Source organism: Bacillus thermozeamaize (genome assembly GCA_002159075.1).
In the GTDB taxonomy this organism is placed as follows: Bacteria; Bacillota; Bacilli; order ZCTH02-B2; family ZCTH02-B2; genus Bacillus_BB; species Bacillus_BB thermozeamaize.
Map to the genome: position 1 here is coordinate 48,805 of LZRT01000079.1, position 22,532 is coordinate 71,336.

The following is a 22,532-nucleotide window of genomic DNA, read 5'->3' on the forward strand; positions in this document are numbered from 1 at the left end:
CATGCAGGTGGCCAAGCTATACCGGAGAAGCGGCCTTGTTCATGTCTTTTTATCCCGTGCCGTCTGATCCCACGTCTCCTGCTAATCCCGCGCCGCACGGATCGCTTCACGCAGTTTGCGCCGCTTGCCGTAAAGCATCACACCGCCCTGATACAACCGCGCCGAAAAACGGGCAATGCCCAAAAAGGTGAGAATCAGGATCAGAATGGACAATCCCACCTCCCACCAGGCCGCCGATTCCAGTCCGTAGCGAAGCAGCATCAGCATGGGAGCAAAAAAGGGAATATAAGACAGGATCACAACCAGTTTCGACTCGGGAAACGCGATCGCGATAAAAACAGAGATGTAAACCAACGTCAGGATGGTGATGAGCGGCGACAGCATCTGGTTCAGTTCCTCCGCACGGGTCACGAGAGAGGCCAGCGCCGCATACATCGTGTTGTACAACAGGTAACCAAGCAGCAGGAACACGAACGCCAACAGCCACAACGTCCAAGGAACCTCCGGCAGGCGAAGAAAGGAAGGCGGCTCAAATCCTGCCCGGCCTGCGATCAGCAGATTCAGCCAGGCCACGGAGAGAAAAAACAGGATTTGCAGAAGCCCCAGCACAGACGCCCCCAGCACCTTCCCCCAGAACTGCTGCAAGGGAGGGATGCTGGAAACGAGAATCTCCATCACGCGCGAATCTTTCTCCCGGGCCACCATATATGCCAGTACATTGCCATGCATCACGATCATGATATACAGCAGCACATTCAAGCCCATGACAAGGCTGACCGCGCCATCCATGCCGAACGGCACAGCGCTCTCTGTCTCCTTTGAACCGTCGTCCGCCACGCCTGATGCCTTCTCCAGCCGCTTCACCGACAGGGGAACCTCCGCAAAAAGGCGGTTTCGCTCCTCCTCCGACAAGCCAATCCGCTTCGCCGCCAGGCGTTGTTGTACTTTGTGCAGATCTCTTTCCAGCGCTGCCATCAGCTCCTGATGGCTGAGATGTTCCGCCAGATAGGTGTAACCCGGCAGGCCGGAACCAACCGGACCTTCCGCATGAACATGCAAGAAAGCTTTCCACCGGCCTTCTGCAATCTGCTCCTCTGCCTCATGCCGCGCCTGGGAACCTGCCGGGGCTTCCACCCTTTCCAGACGGTATTCCGGGGCCGCAAGACCGCGCCACTCCTCTTGCAACAGAGGCCAGACCCGGTCTGTCGGATCATAGACGCCCACCACAGGCGGTTCAGACAAAGCATGGATCAAGCCCGGCAGGTAAAAAGCGGCCGTCATAATGAGAACCATGGCGGCGTTGATGATGATGAACGCTTTGGAACGCACCTGCTGCATCACGGTATGCGCGAAAACCAAACGGAATCCTCTCATCTCTCCCGGTCCCCTTTCCCTCCAGCGTTTGCCGCAGGACGGCCCAGCCGCCACGCACCCCGTATGGGCTCGTAACGGAACACGCCCCGTTTGTACCAACGGGCTCCAAGAACCACAAAAACGGCAATCGTCACCGCCATCAACAACGTGGAACCCAGCACTTCGGGCGTGCCCGCCATGCCCATGCCGATGCGGAGAAACATCACCATCGGCGTAAAAAACGGCACCCACGAGGCCGCAGCCACAAGCGGGGAATCAGGGGAGCCAAGACCGTACATGGTCAGGAAAAACCCGCCCACCAAAAAGATGTACACCGGCGACTGAATGATGCCGGCATCTTCCAGACGGCTCACCAGCGAGGCCAGGGAAGCCAGCAGCGTCGCATACAGCAAGTAACCGAGAATCAGATAACCCAACGCAACCAGCAGCAATTCCACTGGCAGGGGCGGCAACTGAATGTCAAGCTGCCCCAGCGGATCAGCGAGATGAAAAAAGAAGACACCCGTCAGCACCACGATGGCCATCTGGGTCAAGGCCAGCAAACCCACGCCCAGCACTTTGGCAAACAGCTGTTGCGCCGGCGGCACGCTGGAAACCAAAATCTCCATGACACGGGAACTCTTTTCGACCACCACTTCGGTCGAAACCATATTCCCGTACTGAATCAGCATAAAATACAGGGCCATCACCGTAAGATACACAAAAGCCCGTGCAATGTTCAGCTCCAGTTCATCCTTGGCTCCTTCCTCCAGGGCCACTTTTTCCAACTTCAGCGGCGCATCCAGCCAGGCCAACTCCCGTTGGCCAAGGCCCAGCTGCTGCGCCCTCTGCTGAAAAGCGGCTGTGTTCAGGAGCTGTTTGAGAAAAAACAGCACATCGGACGCATCTTTCTCATCCGTCCAGTATACCGCTTCAACTGCCGGTCTGGCGGCCGATTCATCGCCGTCGCGGAGTTCCAGTATCCCTGCCCATTCGCCGGACGCCACCTTTTCCCCGGCCAACTCGCGGATATCCATTCCCTGTTTCCCCGAATCGGAAACCGGCTCCAGACGGTAGGGCGCGTTTTCAGGCAGATGGTTCGTATCGGTGAGCAGCGTTGCCCAGCCGTCTCCCGTCCTGTCCGCCAGCCCGATCACCTGCATTTCCTTCGGGCTCCGTTCTATGATCCCCATGATGATCATCGGCAAAAAGCAGAGAAGGGCCACGACTGCCGCCATGATTCCCACGGAGGCGAGAAAACCGGGGCTCTTCAGCTTGTTCCGGTAAAGATGGCCGACCATCAGGAAAAACTTCCGGTTCATTCCCCCTCGCCTCCACCTTCGTCGTAGGCGGCGCCCACTTTCTCGATGAATATCTCATGCAAGGAAGGCTCTTCCAGGGAAAATCCGGTCACCTCGCCGACCTTCAACGCCTCTTGCAAAATGGTCTGGGCAACAGCCTCATCACGCACCTTGACCTCATACCCCAAGGCGGTGCGGTGCACCCGCTCGACCCCCTGAATCGCCGCAAGGTCAGGCCACTCGGCGGCCATCCTGAGGCGAACCGTTTTCTTCCCGTACGAGCGCTTGATCTGGGCCAGATCCCCCTGCAGGACGGCCTCGCCGTTGCGTAAAATGCAGAGCGTGCGGCACAGCTCCTCGACATGCTCCATCCGGTGGCTGGAGAAAAGAATGGTCGTTCCCTGCTTCTTCAGATCCAGCACTGCCTTTTTCAAAAGTTCCACATTGACGGGATCCAGTCCGCTGAACGGTTCATCCAGGATCAGGAGCTTCGGCTGGTGCAGCACCGCGGTGATGAACTGAATCTTCTGCTGGTTTCCTTTGGATAACTCCTCCACCCGTTTATCCGCATAATGGCTGACATGAAACCGTTCCAACCACTCACGGAGCTGTCGCTGCGCCTTCCGTTTCTCCATCCCCCGCAGACGGGCAAGGTACACCAGCTGCTCCTCCACCTTCAGTTTCGGATACAAACCTCTCTCCTCAGGCAAATAGCCAATCTGGTGGCTCAGGTCGTATCCCATCCGCCGCCCGAACCAGGTAATCTCCCCTTCTGTCGGCGCCAGCAAGCCAAGGATCATCCGCATCGTCGTCGTCTTTCCCGCTCCGTTGGCCCCGAGGAGCCCGAACAACTCCCCTTCCTCCACCTTCAGGTTCAGCCGGTTCACCGCCACGTGCGAACCGAACCGCTTTGTCACATCTCTCAGTTCCAGAGCCATGGTTTCTCTTCCCCCAACCTTTCCTCAGAATCGGAATCGGAGAAACTCCGAAATCTTTCGTGCAACGAGGTATGTATGCTACCATTCAACATTATCATTCAATGATTTCTACGGTCAAACAAAAATTCACAAAGATTAAAGAAAAAACGCCTGAGCCAGTCACTTCACCGCTCAGGCCAATCCACATTGGAAAAAGGTCTATCCGTCAGTTGAGCAAACCGTGGAGCAAACTTCAGTTGAACAAACTGTTGAACAAACTATGGAGCGTCAAAAGCTTCCTCATTGTCGGCCGGTTGAATATCAAACGGCCAATCTTCCGTATATCCGGCCACATCCCATGGCGCATGGGAATACAGATTCAGATTAATCTTCAAATCAATCGGCTTTTGAAACATCTTGCCGGCATCCTGCTCCTCGTCTTCCACCAGAAGTTCAAAACCCGTCACCCACACCAGCCGGGGCAAATGTTGGAGCTCATCAATAAACGCCAGCACTTCGGTGATGTTCCCCTTGACCTGAAGCGTCAGGGGCAATGTATAGACGCCGGAGAGGGATGCGGGCGGTTCCGGGCTGAACGCTTTCCCGCCGGCATGCTCGTCAGCGGCGTCGCCACCGCCATCCGTCTTCTCTGCCTTCTCTGCCCCATCCGTTTCTTCCCCCCCATCCGTCTTATCCGCCCCTTCCGCTTCATCCGCCGCACCCTTCCCATCGGCAGCAGAGGACTGCGATTCCTGCCGGGGTTCCGGCTGAATCGGCTCGCCAGGAGTGACGGCATGGATCTGCAAGTCGTACGCATTCGCCAGCAACGTCACATCGGCGAAAAACCGGGGCATCTCCCAATCGGCCGGAATTGCCCGATTCATCGTTGCCAAATCAGGAGGGGAAACCGCCTTGGCCAAGCGGGCCTCCATCATCTCCACCTGTCTTGAGGCGTCTGACGCCTGCATGCGGACATCAGCCAGCCGGCTGCTCGCTTGCCAGGCAAAATAGCCGGTTACACAGCCCAAAACCAACAACACAAATATGACGACGAGTAGCCATTTCTCGGATTGTGTCATGGATTTCATGGCATCTAGCCCTTTCAAGAGTCTCGTTTCATCGTCACTTGCAGGTCCAGTTGGTAGGTAACCACCGGCGGGCCGGCATGCGTTTCCCCCTGGCCTCCTCTCCCATCTCCTTGCTCACCGCCTGGTCCCTGGCCATTGGGTCCACCGCCGTCACCACCCTCCGGTGAAGGGATGGCGTCAGGATCGTTTTCTCCTGCCAATCCACTGTCCTGTTCCCGCTGGCCGGCATCTGATCCTTCGTCAACCGGATCCTGTCCATTATCTGACGCATACGCTACCCCGGTAAAAAGCAGTGGACGGAGATGTTTCTCCCAAAAAGCATGCATCAGACCATCAACTGACCGGGCGGCTAATCCACGTTCAGACACCGGCACCGGAACGAGGTAGGAGATGGCCCCTTCACCAGAAGCATCCCTTTCCTGACGGGTCACGGACTGGACCAGGATGTGCTCAATTTTTGGATGCTCTTCCAGCAAGCGAAGGTAGGTAGATACCGATTCCATGTCAGGAAGAATCACTTGGAGCGCAAACTTCCGCTCCTCCAGAAACTGCACCTGCGTGATAAAGCTCTTCTTCGGCAAAAGCGAAGACAGCAGGTGAATCTCTTCCTGAAAGTCCGGGCGGCTGTTTGACCAGTCCATCAATACCTGATACTGGTTCGCCAAGGTCTCCACCCGGTACTTTTTCTGAAGTTCTGCCTGCAACGCTTGCAACTGCCGGTTGGCCTCCTGCAGGTTTTGCTCCTGTTGCCGCTGCTGATTGCCGGCGCTGACCCAGTTGAGGCCAAACCAAAGGTTGGCCAGAACCAAGACTCCGGCCGCCGAGAGAAGGGCAATGGAACGAAGCCGCTGAACGGGGGACGGTTGCGGCAACAGGTTAATTTCCATCACGGACCACCCCTTTCAGCGCCGTGCCTGCCGCTGAGAGGCTGAACAGAGCCTCTTTCCCCTGTTCTTCCGTCCGGGAAGCGCTTGTCCGAGGGGAAAAACCCTGCAAGTGGACAAACTGGATATTGATCATGCCCAGCCGCTCCGACATGCTTTTCAGCAGCCGTCCGGGAAACGGCACCTGTCCGGTCAGCCAGAGGTTGCGAACCGGTTGTTCGTTCGCTTGGTGGAAGGTATGTTGGAAGAAATTCATAAACCGTTCCACCTGATAAGACAATTCGAGAACCATGTTTTCGAAGCGATCTTCCAGCCCCAGCTTCTCCAGCAGCATCCAGGCATTGGTATGGGGCGTCTCATCCGTGCGGTCCTTCTGCGGTTTTGTCCCATCTGCAGGGAGGTCGGGTTCCGCGGCAGCCGCGCTTGCAATGTATCTTTCCGGCACCAGTTCCAGCGTGCGGCTGAAAACGAGCGCTCCCGTCTGATAGAAATGGGCCTCAATCCGATCCATGCCAAATTCCATAATGACCAAGTTGCCAGCAAGCTTGCGTCCCATCGCCTTCAGGGCCCGGAGAATGCTGAGTCCCTTCACCTCCATGACACCCAGCTCTACGTTGGCCTGCTCAAAGGCATGCCGCAAACCGTTGACCACTTCACCCGGAGCGGCCACCAGGAGCACAGGCACCTCATCCTCACGGGAACCCGGTTGTCCATGTCTCGAATCGTTATCTCCTCCCTCTTTGGCGACATCCAGGGAGGGAGGCAGGAAATCGAAATCGAACACCGGATTGGCGAAAGGGAGGTGAATCTCCTTGCCGATCTGAAACTGGATCACTTCCCGCAGTTTGTGTTTCTTCATCCGCGGCATCCTGAGCGTGCGCAAGAAAGTCACGGAAGAAGGTAACGCAATCGTCACCTTCCGGCGCGGCAGCCCCAGGTTTTCAAACACCTGATTCACCTTGCCGGCAAACTGGTTCACGTGATGGATGCGTCCGTTTTCGTATTCATCAGGAAGAAAGGGAATACGCTCCACCCGCATCTGTTTCAGGGCTTTCTCCCCCCGTCCCTGTGTGTGCGCAATCTCGATCTGGCCTGCGTGCAGGGAGATACCCACACCAGACGGTTTCCTCAGGAACATGTCTTCCTCCCTTTTACTTTTTTCTTTCGTTCCTCATTCTTCCACATACTCCCATTGTCCGATCTGGCTGAGTTTAAATCCTTCATTCGTCGGCACACCGGCTGGCGGATGGGTGATGAATTGTTCGTCGTAGACAATGGTCAAGCGGGAAGGCCATTTCTTACCATTTTTGTCTTTGTACTCTTGTGGGTTGGGACTGATCGTCTTACCATTTTTGCTACCTCGCAAACCATTAAGCACAATATTTTTGGCAATCACGCCACCATTTATCTTTAAGTTGGAGCCGACACCATAGATTACAAAATCATCTGATAGAGACCAGAAAAAAGCATTCAGGATTGCCGGATCGTCTTGATACAGATTGTTATTAGCAATTGTAATCTCGCCTTTGGCTATGATCGCAGCTGCAATGGGATTATCCGTTTTTTGCGTGTGCTGCATGGAAACATCGCCATTGACGTAAAAGGTTCCTTGCAGATCCACGTCTCCATCAATATCCAGTTTCCCATTGATGTAATAAACACCTCTATATGGACCTTTTTTGCTTATGCCGTAATTTGCACCAATAGGAAATGTTGTTGTACTTTCTCTCCATTCATACCAGCATTTTCTGTTGCCCCATTCTCCGGTACATTTCTGTACCCTTTCCGCATCGGTTATATAATAGTAGTCAACACCATGACTTTGCTTGTGAAAAATGGTTTTACGTGAACTGTCTGGAGGAGCATAAAATCCTGTCACTGTTTTGATTTCTTCTTTAATTTGGTTCATATCTAGATCGGGGAATGTGATGAACGATACCTTGGATACTTTATAGTTTCCATAAAATTTCCTATTTAATTGTTCGATAGACACTTTACTACCATACTCTTTTATATTGTGATTTCCTATTATTTTGCTGTCGTAATATGTTATTTCATATATTTCATTACCTTTCTTCTCAGGCGATCCGGCGCTGATCTTTCCGTTAATCTCTGGATACACAGAAGTGAAATGATACCGATATCCGTCATAAAAATGTGCAACCTTGTTGAAAGCCAGCGCATTCCCGGCATACAGGCTGCCGTGAATTTCCACTCCGCCGTTTAGCCAGATATTTTCCTTGGCTGAAAGGGCGAAATTAAACACATCAGCGACGTTGGTAATTTGTATCGGAACCTTAAACGTAACCCTTTTGGGAAGTTTCCCATTTTTGTCAGCAATTCCACTGGCAACCAGATATCCTTTTACGGCGTACTGGAGCCCAATCGCACTGTTTTGCTCACATAAGTTTTTGGCCTCTTGCAAACTGCTTTCATCGAATTCCAATCGATAAACAAAATCTTCCCCTTTCAGTTGCTCCACGGGGACTCCCGATTTATTTGCAAACTTATTGAGCAACTCTCTGACAATGTCATCAATCTCACCACATTGTCGAACTTGTTGACCGGACTGTTGGCTAAGCTCCTCCAACTCCTTCTGTAATTCATCCAACCCAAGGGTTGCGGCATATTCAGCCAGATATTTCGCTCTTGTCTCATTTTCATTGGCCAAGACAGACTGGTGACTGGTCAACGTGTTGGATAAAAGCGCCAAACCAAGCACCGAACTCAGCAATATGATCAACGCAATAACCACCAATGCCGAGCCCTTTTGGCCTTTTGGTTTTTGGCAACCGATCATGGCGGTTCACTCTCCCCTTGGATGTTATGAACCGTATACATATCGGAAAGACGAAGAAGTATGAAAATCGTTTTTGCGCGGCCCTTTCAATGACAACTTCACCAGGACCCGGCCATTGCTCTGCAGTTCAAACGATGAATTGGAAAAATCCAAATCGCTGACCATAAGCTGCATCCCAAGTGCACTGCCGGACGGCGGCGGACCCGCATAACGAAAAATTGTCGCAGGTTTACCAGATTCTTCTACAATGGTATACACCACCAGGCTTGTTGGCTGGGCTGGTTGAGAATTATCTGGCTGTGTCCACGCGGTAACAATTTTTAATTCATTTTTATCAACAACAGACACCGCCTCTTGACCATCAGGGGAACGTTTTGCTTTCAACAAATCTTTTTGGATGGCTTGCATGACCAGATTGGCCCCATTGCGCAGTTCAGTCTGTTCCGAGATGTGATACCAGTTTCGTAATCCCTCATTGACCATCGCGTACAATGCGCCAAGCAAAATGGTGACCAGTACCGTCACCGCCAGCACTTCCACAAGGGTAAAACCGCGGCTGAACTTCACCCCCCATCCCCCTCTACACGCAAAACTAATCATTTTTCTCCGGTTTTGATTCACTCATAATGCCGTGCAATGTCACCGCTCTTTTGTTTTTGCTCTCAATGGTAATCGTCACGCGAATGGGCCCTTCATTCCGGGTGGAATCGGCAAAGGCCAGCTCAATCCTGGGCGTATAGGACTGGTACCCGGTGTTGGCAGCCCAGATTTCTCTGAGGACAGCATCATTCCCAAGTGTGAGAGGACTGGCACTCATCCTATCTTTAACCGTCAGATAATCATGTCTTGCCAGCCATTCTTCCAAGGTGTACTGGGCGATGTGGGTTGCAGTAAGGTGTTCATTGTCCTTGACCGAGGCTGCCCAGCTTTGCGAGTACAACAGCAACACCGCACTGATGATAATCGAAAGCAAAACCGATGCCGCCAGCAGTTCCAGCAGCGTCATGCCCCGGGAAGGAGAACGCCAGAATGCGGAGGTGCGGGTCAGGGACACCACGCCACCTTTCGAATACATCAAGCATTTGATGAAAGTACGCATCATTTTTTTCACATTCACCATATCCTCTCAAGTCAGGAAGGACAGGTAAAACTGCCAAATCTCATCACCATACAAATAGGCGACAAGCCCCCCAACAGCCAGTGAGGGGCCAAACGGAAATTCACCGGAAGACTCATCATCTGCTTCAAGCTTCAATGAACGGCGCAACCGATACCGGTAACACAGTCCAAAACCAATTCCAAACAAAGAAGCAAAAAAGAGAGTGAGCACTGATCCGTAAGGACCCACCGCCACACCGATACCGGCAATCAGTTTAACATCCCCCAAACCCATGCCTTCTTTGCCGAAAAGAATCGGGCTGAGCCAGGCGAGAAGAAGCAACATGCCTGCTCCCAGCGCACCGCCAATGATGTACCACCACCACGGTTGGGTGCCAATAAACAAACGGTACAATACCATGATCGTAAGCAGGGGGATTGTCAACCGATCCGGCAGCAGCATCGTCTTCAGGTCAATTACGGAAAGGGGAATCAGAAAACCGACCAATGTCAAGCCGACCAGCGTCTCCCAACCAAGGCCGTACCGCAAACCCACCAAAACAAAGAGCAATCCGGTCAGCGCCTCCACCAACGGGTACTGCCAGTGAATCGGTTTCCGGCAGTCCCGGCACCGTCCCCTCTGAACCAGCCAGCTGAGGAGAGGCACCAGTTCCCCTGGCTTCAGCCTTCGCCGGCAATGGGGGCAGCGGGAGGGAGGAGAGACGACGGACTCCCCCCGGGGCATGCGGTACGCGACCACGTTGAGAAAAGAACCGATAATCAAGCCGAACGCAAAGATTGTGAAATAAAACCAGTAGATAGGAATACTTTTCATAACATGTTATTCTTCTTGTGATAATTATTTACCACTACCTGTACCTCCACCTGTTGCCGGTACAGCACCCTTAAGTGTTACTGTTGCACCGTGCTTTGATGTAATAGAAACATTTGGGCTTCCAGAAATTGTAATATAATCATTTAAATTATCATTATCAGTATACTCATCATCGTGCCCCGTATCATTCCATGGATCTTGAGGCCCTTTCGCCAGATAGCCCCCATCCACCAAATCCTTAATGCCCCCCGGAGCAGTTGATTTATCCATAATGTACCGTTGCACGGCATCAGCAACCGTCCGGACATTGGCCTGATCTGTGTTTTGACGCGACCTCTCAATCTGGCTGTTCACCACGACAAACCCGATAGCGGCCACGATGACCAGGATGATCACCACAGCCAGCATTTCAATCAGCGTAAACCCCTTCTGCCGCTTGCGTGCCTTTTCTTCCCTCCTTGCTTGTGTGTCCTTCAGAACATGTCTCCGACGCATGAGTACCCCTCCTTCTTCAAATGCGTGGAATGTTTTGCTGCCACTCGGGATCGCACCTGTGGCAGCCTGCACCAAATGCAAACATGTTTCGGACGTTCCTAGTATTGCAATACGAATAGTATGTAAGATTCTTTGTAATATGTAATTCAAAATATTCATTATGCATTCGTGTCTTTATTCCTGGAGATTCAGGACAGGCATATATTCGGTCAGCATCCCTTACAGTCATGCAAATTATCAGCCCAGGAGGGCCAACGAGCATGCGGCCTGCCCTCCTGAATTACTGGCCAATGAAATCCATCATCATGAACATCGGCAGATAGACGGAAAAAATGATCCCGCCCACCATGACCGCCAAAACCAGAATCATGAGCGGCTCCATGAGCGACTGCAGCCGGCTGGTCATCTCCGCCACATCCGCCTCGTAAAAGTCAGCCAGCTTGTCCAACATCATGTCCAGCGAACCGGATTCCTCGCCAATCGCCACCATCTGTGTCACCATCGGCGGGAACAACTTGCGATGTTTCTCCAAGGGGACGTGGATCCGGTCTCCTTCGCGCAACCGCTCACCCGCCTCTTCCAGAGCCCGCTGATAAAGCGCGTTGTTCAGCGTCTTTCGCGTCAGTTCCACCGCGTCCAGGATCGGCACGGCGCTGGCCACCAACAAGGCGAATGTTCTTGAAAAGCGGGCCAGGAGGGTCTTCTGGAAGAGTTTCCCGAAGACGGGCACGCTGATCGCAAGCCGCCCCAAAAGCCGTTTCCCCTGCGGTGTTCGCTTGCCGTAGACCGCCAGGACAACCAGCAGGAAGGCCATCAGCAACACCAGGTACCAGCGGTGAACGAGGAAGTTGCTCACGGCTATCGTGATTTGGGTCGGAAGCGGCAAGGGTACGCCTTGTTCCTCGAAGGTTTCGACGAAGGTGGGAACCACCTGGATCAGGAGAAAGATGCTGACCGCCACCGCAATCGTAAAAACGGCCATCGGATAGGTGAGTGCCGAAACGATTTTCTGCTTTGTCGTCCGTTCCTTCTCATAAAAGTCGGCCAGACGATCCAGCACGGTCTCCAGTTGTCCGGAGAATTCGCCCACCCCAACCAGGTTGACGAACATCTCCGGAAAGGCTTTGGGATGACAGCCAAAGGCATCCTGCAAGGAGTTCCCTTCGCGCACATCGGCACTCACCTGCTCCAGCGCTTTCTTCAAGGCCTTGTTGTTGGTCTGGGCCGTCAGGATTTCCAGCGACTGAACCACGGTGACGCCTGCCCGCACCAACGCGGCAAACTGGCGGCAGAAAGGAACAAAATCTTTGAGCCCTACCCGGCCTATCGTCAAGGAACGAAAATCCACTTCCCGCTGCAGGAGACTTGTTTCTTCCAGGGGTTCCACCCGGATGGGATACAATCCCCGTTCCCTGAGCTGAAGCGTGGCCGCCATCTCATCGGCAGCCTCAATCCGTCCCCTTATCGTCCGGCCTGTCCGGTTGAACGCTCGGTACTGGTATTGCGCCATGAGTTCCCCCTTCTTTCTCTGGGCTGCGATACCTCTTCATTGCCGCCAGACCCACCGGCGCAAAATGTTTGATAAATTTAATAAAAAACAAATCATTTTTTATAAATAATTTTACATGTTTGCTTTTATAAAAATTATACATCGGCTCGACAGATAATCAACGACAATTTTGGTATTTTTTTCTAAAACCTTTTTTAAAACCCAAAACAACTTCCGTGTTCCTGAAAGGACCCTTCCATGTGCCTGAAAAAAACTTACCCAATCACATCCCGTTGACCTGCCGCCATTCCATGATCAGCACGTCCGCCTCTTCCCGGCGAACCTTGCCTTCTGCCACCAGACGGTTCAAATCCTGCTCCAACGTTCGCATCCCGTAACGGGCGCCGGTCTGCATGACGCTTTTCAGCTGGTGCACCTTCTCCGTCCGGATCAGGTTGGCCACAGCAGGCACATTGACCAGCACCTCAAAGGCGGCCACACGGCCACGGCCGCTGCGGTGGGGAAGCAGCCGCTGGGCGTAGACCGCCACCAGCACACTGGCCAGCTGATAGCGGATCTGCACCTGCTGGCTGGGCGGAAAGGCGTCAATGATCCGGTCGATGGTCTGGGCCGCATCCGGCGTATGCAGGGTGGCGAGCACCAGATGCCCGGTCTCGGCCGCCGTCATGGCGGTTGAGATGGTTTCCAAATCCCGCATCTCTCCCACCAGGATCACATCGGGATCCTCCCGCAAAGCCGCCCGCAGGCCGGTGGCAAAACTTTTCGTGTCCAGTCCCACCTCCCGCTGCACGACAATGCTCTGTCGATGAGCGTGCAGGTATTCAATCGGGTCCTCCAGGGTGATGACGTGCTTCTGCATCGTCCGGTTGATCTCATCCACCATCGCCGCCAGGGTGGTGGACTTCCCGCTGCCGGTCGGTCCGGTGACCAACACCAGACCCTGGGGACGGCGCAGGATCTCCCGCGTCACTTCCGGCAGGCCTAATGAATCAAATGGCGGAATGCCGAAAGGAATCGTCCTCAATGCAAGCGAGACCGTCCCCCGCTGGCGAAAGATATTCACGCGAAAGCGGGACAATCCGGGAACCGTGTAGGCACAATCGTATTCGCCCAATTCCTGGAACTCCAACCACGCCTTCTCATCGAGAATCTCCCGCGCCAGCTGACTGCAGTCTTCCACCGTCAAGGGAGGGTGATCCATCGGCAACAGGGCCCCATCGATCCGCAGATAAGGAGGAATCCCCACCGTCAGGTGCAAATCGGAAGCTTTTCGTTCCACCGCTTCGTACAGCAGCCATTCCAGCCTCTTTTCGCCCAACTTGCTCAATCCTCCGTCAGGACCACTTTCAACACTTCCATGACAGTAGTGGTTCCATCCAGCGCTTTCTTCAGCCCGTCCACCAGCATGCTCTCGTAACCGTGCTCCATCCCCCAAGCACGGTAGGCTTCAGCAGGAACCCGTTCCAATATGTAACGCCGCAGCTCCCTGTGGATGGGCAGCACCTCGTGCACGGCCAGACGTCCCCGGTAGCCGGTCTGGTTGCATAACGCGCAACCTCTTCCCCGCCACAATTGTCCGGCCGGCAGGCCATGCCGGGCGAGCAATTCCGCCTCATCCGGGTGAGGTTCATATGCCTCCCGGCAATCGGTGCAGATGCGCCGGACCAGTCTCTGCGCCACCACCCCACGCAGCGTGGAGGCCAACAGGTAGGAGGGGATGCCCATGTCCACCAGGCGGTCAATGCTGCTGGGGGCGTCATTGGTATGTAATGTGGACAGCACCAGGTGTCCGGTCAACGCGGAGCGAATCGCGATCTCGGCTGTTTCCTCGTCACGGATTTCACCCACCATGATGATGTCCGGATCTTCGCGCAGGATGGAGCGCAAGCCTACCGCATAGGTCAAGCCGATGGCCGTGTTCACTTGAACCTGATTGATCCCGTCCAGCTGGTATTCGACCGGATCTTCCACCGTGATGATGTTCACATCCTCCGTATTCAGCCGCTGCAATGCGGCATACAGCGTGGTGGATTTGCCGCTGCCGGTCGGCCCCGTGACGAGAACGATCCCGTTGGCCGACTCAATCATGCGGATAAAGGCCTGGCGGTTTCTTTCCGAAAACCCCAAATCCTCAATCCGGCTCACCGCTTGCTTGGGATCCAGCAGGCGCAGCACCACCTTCTCGCCAAAGATGGTGGGCAGGATGGCCACCCGGATGTCAATCACCCTCCCACGCACCGGCATCTGGATGCGCCCGTCCTGGGGCAGGCGGCGTTCCGCAATGTTCAGGTTGGCCATGATCTTCAACCGCGCCGTCAGGATCGGCTGCAAGTGTTTGGGGAGCCGCATCTTGGTCTGCAGCATGCCATCGATCCGGAACCGGACCGCCAGATCATGCTTTTGCGGATCAAAATGGATGTCGCTGGTTCGCTGTTCAGCCGCCTGTTCGATAATCTGGTTGACCAGCTTGACCACCGGCGCATCCTCGGCGCTGACCTCCTTGACGTCAATTTCTTCCGGCTGTACCTGCCGCAGGACCTCCGACACCGATTCCTGCAGGCCGTAGTAGCGATCCAGCGCTCGTTCCATCCCTTCCCGGGTGGAGATCACCGGGTCTATCTCCATCCCCGTGATCATCGCCAAGTGGTCGATCGTGTAAAAATCGAAGGGATCCAGCATCGCCATTGTCAGCCGGTTGTCCTGAACCCTGATCGGCAACACCCGGTACCTCCGGGCCACCTCTTCCGGAATGACCGCAAGGACTTCAGGTTCAATCCGGTAGCGGTCGAGGTCGACGTGGGGAATCCCAAGCTGAAACTCGATCACCTCGATCAGCTGCTGTTCCGAAATCACACCTTGATTGATCAGGATTTCGCCCAATCGCTGGCCAGTTTCCCTCTGTTTCCGCAACGCCTGCTCCAGTTGTTCTTCGGTAATCAGGCCGGCTTCCATCAACAACTCGCCCAACCGTTTTCGCACCATCATGGCGCCCTCTACACCTCTCCCGGTTCCCGCTCAATTCCGATCATCACAACCAAAGTTCGGCCTTTAAGCATTTTCTACAAGCCGCGACAAAATCCTACTCAGCACTATCATAGCAGGCGAAGGGCTGGCTTGGACACCCCCAAAAGTGTAGCATTTTGTGAACAAAGCCGCGGCTCCCCCCTGAAAAATGGGGGACCTGTTCGCTTTCGCATTTCTATAAAAATTTTAATCGTGAAGAGAAACCGCAAAAAAATCCCGCCCCACTTTGGAAATGGGCGGGAATGTTTCGTCAAGCGCCAACGTTCCATCCGGGTTTATGTAGCCGCGTCTGTTATTTGCTCGCTTCGTTCGTTGGCCAACAGATCATCGCGCAGCCAGCCGGCCACTTGCCAGATGTCTCCGGCTCCCATCGTCAGCACCAGATCGCCGGGCGCAAGGCGCGGCCTCACTTGCCGGTGCAGATCCTTTAGATCAGTGGCGTAATGCGTGTTCGGATTGCTCTCCTTCCGGATCATCGCCACCAAATCCTGTCCCGTGATCGGACGATGCTGATCCCCCTTCGGAGAATAAATCTCTGTAATCCACACCTCGTCTGCCTGTCCAAACGCGCGGCTGAACTCTTCCTTGAGATCGTCCGTTCGGCTGTACCGGTGCGGCTGAAACAGGGCCAGCACGCGGCGGTTCAGTGCGCGGGCCGCCTCCAGTGTGGCCTTGATTTCGGTTGGATGGTGGGCGTAATCGTCGACGAGCAATATTCCGTTCACTTCGGCCACCACTTCAAAACGGCGCTTGGCACCGTGAAAGGAGCCCAGCGCAGGCACGATATCCTCAAAAGACAGCCCCAGTTCCCAGCCGGCCAAAATGGCCGCCAAGCTGTTTGCAACATTGTGGCGCCCTGGCACGGCAAGCCTCACCTCGCCCAGCTTCTTCCCCCGCATGTAAGCCGTATAACCGATTCCCCAATCCAGTGTTGTGATGGCCGAAGCGTATAAATCAGCGGATGAATCCTGCAGGGAATAGGTCAATACCCGGCAAGCGAGAGACGGGATGAGCGCCTTCAGATGAGGATCATCCACGTTGAGGATGGCCACGCCGCCCGGCTTGATCTGGGAGAGAAATTGCTTGTAGGCCGCCACCAGCTTTTCAAAACGGCCGTCGTAATTTTCCAAGTGATCCGCCTCAAGATTGGTGACTACGCCAATGTACGGATAGTAATGCAGAAAAGTTCCGTCGCTTTCATCCACCTCGGCAACCACGTACTGGCTGTTGCCTGCGCGGGCGTTGCTGCCGATGTCCAGCATTTCGCCGCCGATGACGTACGTGGGATCCAATCCGCACGCTTCCATCACCCGCGCAATCATCGACGTCGTGGTCGTTTTTCCGTGGGTACCCGCCACGGCAATGCCCGTTTTATCATTGAGAATCTGGGCCAGCATCTGGGAGCGGTGAAGCAAGGGGATGTGCCGCCGCGTGGCCTCGACCAGCTCCACGTTATCCTTGGGTATGTCGGATGAGTAAACCACCACATCGGCTCCGTCAATCTGCTCCCTGCGGTGGCCGATGTACACCTTGGCACCCTGCTGCTCCAGCTTGTCAGTCAAATCTTTCCTGGCAAGATCGGATCCGCTGACTTGGATCCCTTGATCCAACAGGACGCGGGCGAGTGCGCTCATGCCATATCCGCCGATACCAATGAAATGCACCTGCCGGTAACGCCTCACCTTATCACCCCATCTTACCTGTTCTTCAGCCATTTGCGGACATCCCCAATCAAATACAAGGAACCCGTAACCAGTACCATATCCCCAGGCCCGGCCAGCCTGCGCGCCGCCTCCAGGGCATTCCGCCAATCCTCTTCCACCACCGTCTCCACATCAGGACGCAAGGTCGCCACCATCTCTTTCAGCTGCTCGGCGCTGGCTTTGCGGGGAAAGTCCGGCTCCGTCAGGATCACCGTATCGACAAGCGGGAGAAGTGGCCGGAAAAAGTCCTGGTTCACCTTATCCTTGAGCAATCCGACAACCAGATGCAGCCGATCATAGGTGTACAACTGGCGGATCGCCTCAGCAATACTGGCGGCCGCCTGCGGGTTGTGCGCGCCATCGATCACGATGCCGGGGCGATCAGCCAGTTTCTCCAGCCGGCCCGGCCAGCGGGTTTCGCTCATTCCCCGGTAGAGCACTTCATCCTCTTCGTAGACAAAAGCCATAAATTGGCGCAACACTTCCAGGCCCATCAGGGCTACCGCGGCGTTTTGCATCTGATGGGGTCCGGCGAGACGTATCTGCACCCGTTCAAACCGGCGGTACGGACCGGAGAAATCGAAGCTCTGTCCGTCCTCTGACGCTTCAACCGGCGTGGCGGTAAAATGGCGCCCGTACACATAGAGGCTGGCCTTTTTTTCCGTTGCCACCTGTTGGATCACATCAAGCGCTTCCGGATCGGTCACGCCGCATACCAGCGGGACACCCGGCTTGATGATCCCCGCCTTTTCCCGGGCAATTTCCGCAATCGTCTCACCAAGATACTGGGTGTGATCCAGTCCGACCGTGGTAATAATCGTCAACACGGGATACACCACATTGGTGGCGTCCCACCGTCCACCCAGGCCTGTCTCCCAGACCACATAATACGGATAACTGATATGCGCGTAATACCAAATGGCCAAGGTGGTCACCAGTTCAAACTCACTGGGCGCACCCCATTCCGTCTGGCCGCACTCTTCCACAGCCGGACGGATTTGGTTGGCCGCCTCGATCAGATCGGCCTCCGGGATGGGTTGCCCATTGAATCGAATCCGTTCCGAAAAATTTTCCACGTAGGGGGAGGTGAACAGGCCCACATCATAACCGCATGTGTAAAGGGTGTTCGCGATCATGGCGGCTGTAGAACCCTTGCCGTTGGTGCCGGCGATGTGAATGAATTTCAGCCGGCGCTCGGGATGCCCAAGCCGTTCCATCAACCACTCCATCCGATGCAGGCCAGGCTTGATCCCCGGATTGGCCACATCCCGTATCCAGGCCAGTACCTCTTCCCCAGCGCTGAAATGTCGCATTTGTCTCCACGCTCCCACATATCATTGTATGTGTCTGTGTCTCGTCCCTATGACCGGCCCGCCAGCCGTTCCAGGGTGGCCAGCCGTTCCTTCACCTGCGCCCGTTTGGAGAGGTATGCCTTCTCCTTGGCCCGTTCTTCATGGACGACCTCTGCAGGTGCCCGTTCGACAAACTGGGGATTGGCCAGCTTCTTCTGGACCCGCTCCACTTCCTGATCCAGTTTCTGCAATTCCTTGCGCAATCGGGCCAGCTCCTGCTGCACATCAACGAGACCCGCCAGCGGCAGGTAAATCACGGCACCGTCCACCACCGCCGTCACCGCCTCTTCCGGGATTGGACCCCGCGCCTCCAGGTGCAGCTCTTCGGCGTTCAGGAAACGCAACAGGGTCGCCTCGTGCTTGAGAAGCTGCTCCCGGATCTTCGCTTCATCCGTTTGCACATAAACCGTCACTTTGCGTCCAGGCGGCACGTTCATCTCGGCCCGCACATTTCTGACCGCCCGAACCACTTCCATGAGCAAGGTCACCTCGGCCACCGCATCCGGAAACTGGAAGTCAGGGTTGGTCTTGGGCCAGTCCGCCAACGCGAGGCTTTTTCCGCGTACTGGTAAGTGTTGCCAGATCTCTTCCGTAATAAACGGCATCATCGGGTGGAGTAGCCGCAGCAGCTGGTCGAGGACAAAACAGAGCACCTGCTGTGTCGTCTTCCTGGCTTCCGGGTCGTTGCCATAGAGCGGAACCTTGGAAAATTCGATGTACCAGTCGCAAAACTCGTCCCAAATGAATTGGTACAGGTGGCGTCCCACCTCGGAAAACTCAAACCGCTCCATCATCTCTGTCACATCGGCCACCGTCTCGTTCAGCCGATGGAGGATCCAGCGGTCAATCGGACTGAGCCGCTCCAGCGAAAAACCCTGGTCCTGATCCGGTTCCAGGTTCATCAACACAAAGCGGGAGGCGTTCCAGACCTTGTTCGCAAAGTTGCGGGCCATCTCCACCCGCTCCCAGTGAAAACGCACATCCTGCCCCGGCGTGGCACCCGTGGAGATCATGAAGCGCAACGCATCTGCCCCGTAACGCTCAATGACCTCCAATGGATCCACCCCGTTGCCGAGCGATTTGGACATTTTGCGTCCTTCCGCGTCACGCACGAGGCCGTGGATGTAGACATACTCGAAGGGAATCTGGCCGGTAAACTCCAACGCCGTGAAGATCATCCTGGCCACCCAGAAGTAGATGATGTCATAACCGGTGACCAGGACATCGGTCGGATAATACCGCTTCATGTCGGCTGTCTCTTCCGGCCAGCCCATCGTCGAGAAGGGCCAGAGCGCCGAGCTGAACCAGGTGTCCAGCACATCCTCATCCTGCTTCAAATCCTGGCTGCTGCAGTGCGGACATGTATCCACATCCTCCATGGAGACAATCGTCTCACCGCAGCGCTGGCAATACCAGGCGGGAATCCGGTGGCCCCACCAGAGCTGGCGGGAGATGCACCAATCGCGGACGTTTTCAATCCAGTTCAAGTAGATTTTCTCAAACCGTTCCGGCACGAACTTGACGCCCCGCCCCGACTTTTGGCAGGCAATGGCCTGTTCAGCCAGCGGCTTCATCTTGACAAACCATTGCGTCGAAAGGTACGGCTCCACCACCGCGCCGCTGCGCTGGCTGTGGCCGACGGCGTGGAGGTGATCCTCCACTTTGACCAAATACCCTTGCTCCTCCAGATCCCGTACCAGCTGCTTGCGGCATTCGAAACGATCCAAGCCCTGGTATTTGCCGGTGTTCTCGTTCATCCGGCCGCCCTCGTCCATCACCAGGATCGCCTCCAGCTGGTGGCGGCGGCCCACTTCAAAGTCGTTCGGATCGTGGGCCGGCGTGATCTTCACCGCGCCGCTGCCGAATTCGGGGTCCACGTATTCATCGGCGATGATCGGAATCTCGCGGCCGACAATCGGCAATCTCAGCCGTTTGCCGATGAGGTGCTTGTACCTTTCGTCTTCCGGATGCACCGCGACCGCCGTGTCCCCAAGCATCGTCTCCGGTCTCGTCGTGGCGACGACAATCCCGCCGGAGCCGTCCGCCAGCGGATAGCGGATGTGGTAGAGTTTGCCCTGAACTTCCTTGTACTCCACCTCGATGTCTGAAAGCGCCGTCCGCGTCTCGGGATCCCAGTTGATGATGTATTCGCCGCGGTAAATCAGCCCTTTGTTGTACAGATCGACAAACACTTTCCGCACCGCCCGCGACAGTCCCTCATCCATCGTAAAGCGCTCGCGCGTGTAATCCAGCGAAAGCCCCAGCTTCTCCCATTGCTGGCGGATCGCCGTGGCGTATTCCTCTTTCCACTGCCAGACACGTTCCAGGAATTTCTCACGTCCCAGTTGCTGACGGGTCAGTCCCTCCGTGCGAAGCTGCGCCTCCACCCGCGCCTGTGTGGCGATCCCGGCGTGATCCGTCCCCGGCAACCAAAGCGTATCGTACCCCTGCATCCGTTTCATCCGAATCAGAATGTCCTGCAAGGTAAAGTCCAGCGCATGGCCGATATGTAATTTCCCCGTCACGTTGGGGGGCGGGATGACAATGGAGAAACGCCGCTCTCCTTCTCCTTTGGGCGTGAAACAGCCTTCCTCCTTCCAAAAGCGTGACCACTTCGCCTCCACTTCGCGCGGCTGATAAGCGGTCGGCATATCCACTTGTTTGTCGCGAACACCCTCGTTCATCCGCTCAACCTCCCTGAACCGTGTTTCCAAAATAAAAACTTTTACCAGAAAATAAAAAAAGCCCTTTCCCACAAAAGGACATGCATCCCATTCGGTATCCCTGGCTTCCCTCTCTTGCCGTCCTGTAAAACCGCCATATGCGTTCCCTTCATCAGGATAACGCTTCTCCCACATTAGGATAACGATTCTCCCATGAAAATGCAAGCGCGACAAAAAAAGACTGTTGTTGTTCTGTGATATTGTCAGGGTGTAATTGTTCCGAGAAAATGTCAGTATGAGCAAGGAGCAGATGATCACCTTGACAAAAGAAGAATTGAAACGCCGTGATGGTTCTCGAACAATGGATGGACGGTCGGCTGACAGAACAGGATGTCTCCAAAATCTTAGGGTTAAGTGTTCGTCAAGTGTATCGGCTCAAGGCAAAATATCTTCATGGAGGTGCACAGACAAGCGCCCACGGAAATCGGGGCCGAAAGCCCGCTCATGCCTTGACCGACCCGCTCAAACAACACGTTCAGCACTTGTATCAGGAACGCTACTTCGGCAGTAATTGTACCCACTTTACAGAGCTGTTGGCGGAGTACGAAAACATCCGTTTAAGTGTCTCTTCTGTCCGGCGCATTCTCATCCAAAGCGGCTTGCGCCCTGCACGTGTACGCCGGCGTTCCAAGGTGCATCGGCCCAGGCCTCGCAAACCGCAAGCGGGCATGCTGTGGCAGATCGATGCCTCTCCTTATGCTTGGTTGGAGGACCGCGGCCCGCAATTGGTGCTGCATGCGATCATCGATGATGCCACGGGTGAAGTGCTCGCAGCCACTTTTTGTCCGACCGAGACGTTGGAAGGCTACGTCACCGTGATGATCATCGCGCTTCGTCGCAAAGGTGTTCCGCTTGCGCTTTACAGCGACCGGCACAGTATCTTTTGTTCACCGAAAGGCAAGCCCACACTCGAACAAGAACTGGCGGGTCAACCCGCGTCGTTGACCACCTTTGGCCAAGCTATCGCCGATTTGGGCATCACCCACGTGGAGGCGCTGTCTCCACAAGCAAAAGGGCGCATCGAGCGGCTCTGGCGAACCTTTCAAGAACGTTTGGTGATCGAATTGCGCTTGCGCAACGTGTGCACCATGGAGGAAGCGAATCGGGTCTTGCCGGAACTGATTGACAAACACAACCGGTTGTTCGCTGTGGCGCCGCAAGAGGCGGAACCGGCCTACCGGCCGCTGCCTGAGGTGCCCTTGGAGCACATCTTTGCCCGTCGTGTATACCGGCGCATCAGTAGCGGGCAGACGTTTTCCTGGCAGGGCAAATGCTACATGCCCCAACCCGGTTCCGGCGTGCCTCGCTGGGAAGCCAAAGCGATTGTCGAAGTGCGCATCGGCATGCAGGGGCAAGTGTGGCTGTGGCATCAAGGACGTGCGTGGCCGTGCGTGGAAGCACCGCAGGTTCAGACTCCAGCAACGTCGACGGTCAAAAAAACAGCTCGCT

The 22,532-nt window shown here is 55.2% G+C and carries 18 protein-coding genes; 1 reads left to right on the forward strand and 17 read right to left on the reverse strand.

The window, feature by feature from the left end:
• Positions 1-81: 81 nt before the first annotated feature.
• The 17 genes from BAA01_09090 to BAA01_09170 form a co-directional block, all read right to left on the reverse strand.
• Positions 82-1,374, reverse strand: a complete 1,293-nt coding sequence (locus BAA01_09090; GenBank protein OUM87213.1) for a hypothetical protein — start codon at positions 1,372-1,374, stop codon at positions 82-84.
• Positions 1,371-2,675 carry a hypothetical protein gene (locus BAA01_09095; GenBank protein ID OUM87214.1) on the reverse strand — a complete coding sequence of 435 codons (1,305 nt, stop codon included), beginning with the start codon at positions 2,673-2,675 and terminating at the stop codon, positions 1,371-1,373. The genes BAA01_09090 and BAA01_09095 overlap by 4 nt, the downstream gene beginning before the upstream one ends.
• Positions 2,672-3,592 (reverse strand): sodium ABC transporter ATP-binding protein, encoded by a 921-nt coding sequence (locus BAA01_09100; GenBank protein ID OUM87215.1) that lies wholly within the window; start codon positions 3,590-3,592, stop codon positions 2,672-2,674. The genes BAA01_09095 and BAA01_09100 overlap by 4 nt, the downstream gene beginning before the upstream one ends.
• 257 nt (positions 3,593-3,849) lie before the next feature.
• Entirely contained in the window at positions 3,850-4,659 is an 810-nt protein-coding gene (locus BAA01_09105; protein OUM87216.1) for a hypothetical protein, read from the reverse strand.
• A 14-nt stretch (positions 4,660-4,673) separates the two neighbouring features.
• Positions 4,674-5,546: a hypothetical protein gene (locus BAA01_09110; GenBank protein ID OUM87217.1), complete on the reverse strand. Its 873-nt coding sequence runs from the start codon at positions 5,544-5,546 to the stop codon at positions 4,674-4,676.
• Positions 5,536-6,681 carry a hypothetical protein gene (locus tag BAA01_09115; GenBank protein OUM87218.1) on the reverse strand — a complete coding sequence of 382 codons (1,146 nt, stop codon included), beginning with the start codon at positions 6,679-6,681 and terminating at the stop codon, positions 5,536-5,538. The genes BAA01_09110 and BAA01_09115 overlap by 11 nt, the downstream gene beginning before the upstream one ends.
• A gap of 33 nt (positions 6,682-6,714) precedes the next feature.
• On the reverse strand, positions 6,715-8,343 hold the full coding sequence (locus tag BAA01_09120; GenBank protein ID OUM87219.1) for a hypothetical protein: 1,629 nt from the start codon (positions 8,341-8,343) through the stop codon (positions 6,715-6,717).
• A 24-nt stretch (positions 8,344-8,367) separates the two neighbouring features.
• The gene (locus tag BAA01_09125; protein OUM87220.1) at positions 8,368-8,910 is read right to left on the reverse strand and encodes a hypothetical protein; all 543 of its coding nucleotides are present in this window, start codon (positions 8,908-8,910) and stop codon (positions 8,368-8,370) included.
• Positions 8,911-8,935: 25 nt separating this feature from the next.
• Entirely contained in the window at positions 8,936-9,463 is a 528-nt protein-coding gene (locus tag BAA01_09130) for a hypothetical protein (GenBank protein ID OUM87221.1), read from the reverse strand.
• Between the two features lie 6 nt (positions 9,464-9,469).
• Positions 9,470-10,276: a prepilin peptidase gene (locus BAA01_09135; protein OUM87222.1), complete on the reverse strand. Its 807-nt coding sequence runs from the start codon at positions 10,274-10,276 to the stop codon at positions 9,470-9,472.
• Between the two features lie 24 nt (positions 10,277-10,300).
• On the reverse strand, positions 10,301-10,771 hold the full coding sequence (locus tag BAA01_09140) for a hypothetical protein (GenBank protein OUM87223.1): 471 nt from the start codon (positions 10,769-10,771) through the stop codon (positions 10,301-10,303).
• 280 nt (positions 10,772-11,051) lie between these two features.
• Positions 11,052-12,281, reverse strand: a complete 1,230-nt coding sequence (locus BAA01_09145) for a hypothetical protein (protein OUM87224.1) — start codon at positions 12,279-12,281, stop codon at positions 11,052-11,054.
• Between the two features lie 262 nt (positions 12,282-12,543).
• Positions 12,544-13,599 carry a type IV pili twitching motility protein PilT gene (locus BAA01_09150; protein ID OUM87225.1) on the reverse strand — a complete coding sequence of 352 codons (1,056 nt, stop codon included), beginning with the start codon at positions 13,597-13,599 and terminating at the stop codon, positions 12,544-12,546.
• A 5-nt stretch (positions 13,600-13,604) separates the two neighbouring features.
• Positions 13,605-15,263, reverse strand: coding sequence for a type II secretion system protein GspE (locus BAA01_09155; protein OUM87238.1), 1,659 nt, complete (start codon positions 15,261-15,263; stop codon positions 13,605-13,607).
• Between the two features lie 317 nt (positions 15,264-15,580).
• On the reverse strand, positions 15,581-17,020 hold the full coding sequence (locus tag BAA01_09160) for a UDP-N-acetylmuramate--L-alanine ligase (GenBank protein OUM87226.1): 1,440 nt from the start codon (positions 17,018-17,020) through the stop codon (positions 15,581-15,583).
• Positions 17,002-18,321 carry a bifunctional folylpolyglutamate synthase/dihydrofolate synthase gene (locus BAA01_09165; protein OUM87227.1) on the reverse strand — a complete coding sequence of 440 codons (1,320 nt, stop codon included), beginning with the start codon at positions 18,319-18,321 and terminating at the stop codon, positions 17,002-17,004. The genes BAA01_09160 and BAA01_09165 overlap by 19 nt, the downstream gene beginning before the upstream one ends.
• Before the next feature lie 47 nt (positions 18,322-18,368).
• Positions 18,369-21,044 carry a valine--tRNA ligase gene (locus BAA01_09170; GenBank protein OUM87239.1) on the reverse strand — a complete coding sequence of 892 codons (2,676 nt, stop codon included), beginning with the start codon at positions 21,042-21,044 and terminating at the stop codon, positions 18,369-18,371.
• Positions 21,045-21,367: 323 nt separating this feature from the next.
• On the opposite strand from BAA01_09170, the gene BAA01_09175 reads away from it, so the two are divergent.
• Positions 21,368-22,532, forward strand: a 1,165-nt coding sequence (locus BAA01_09175; GenBank protein OUM87228.1) for an integrase, incomplete at its 3' end; no start/stop codon positions are given.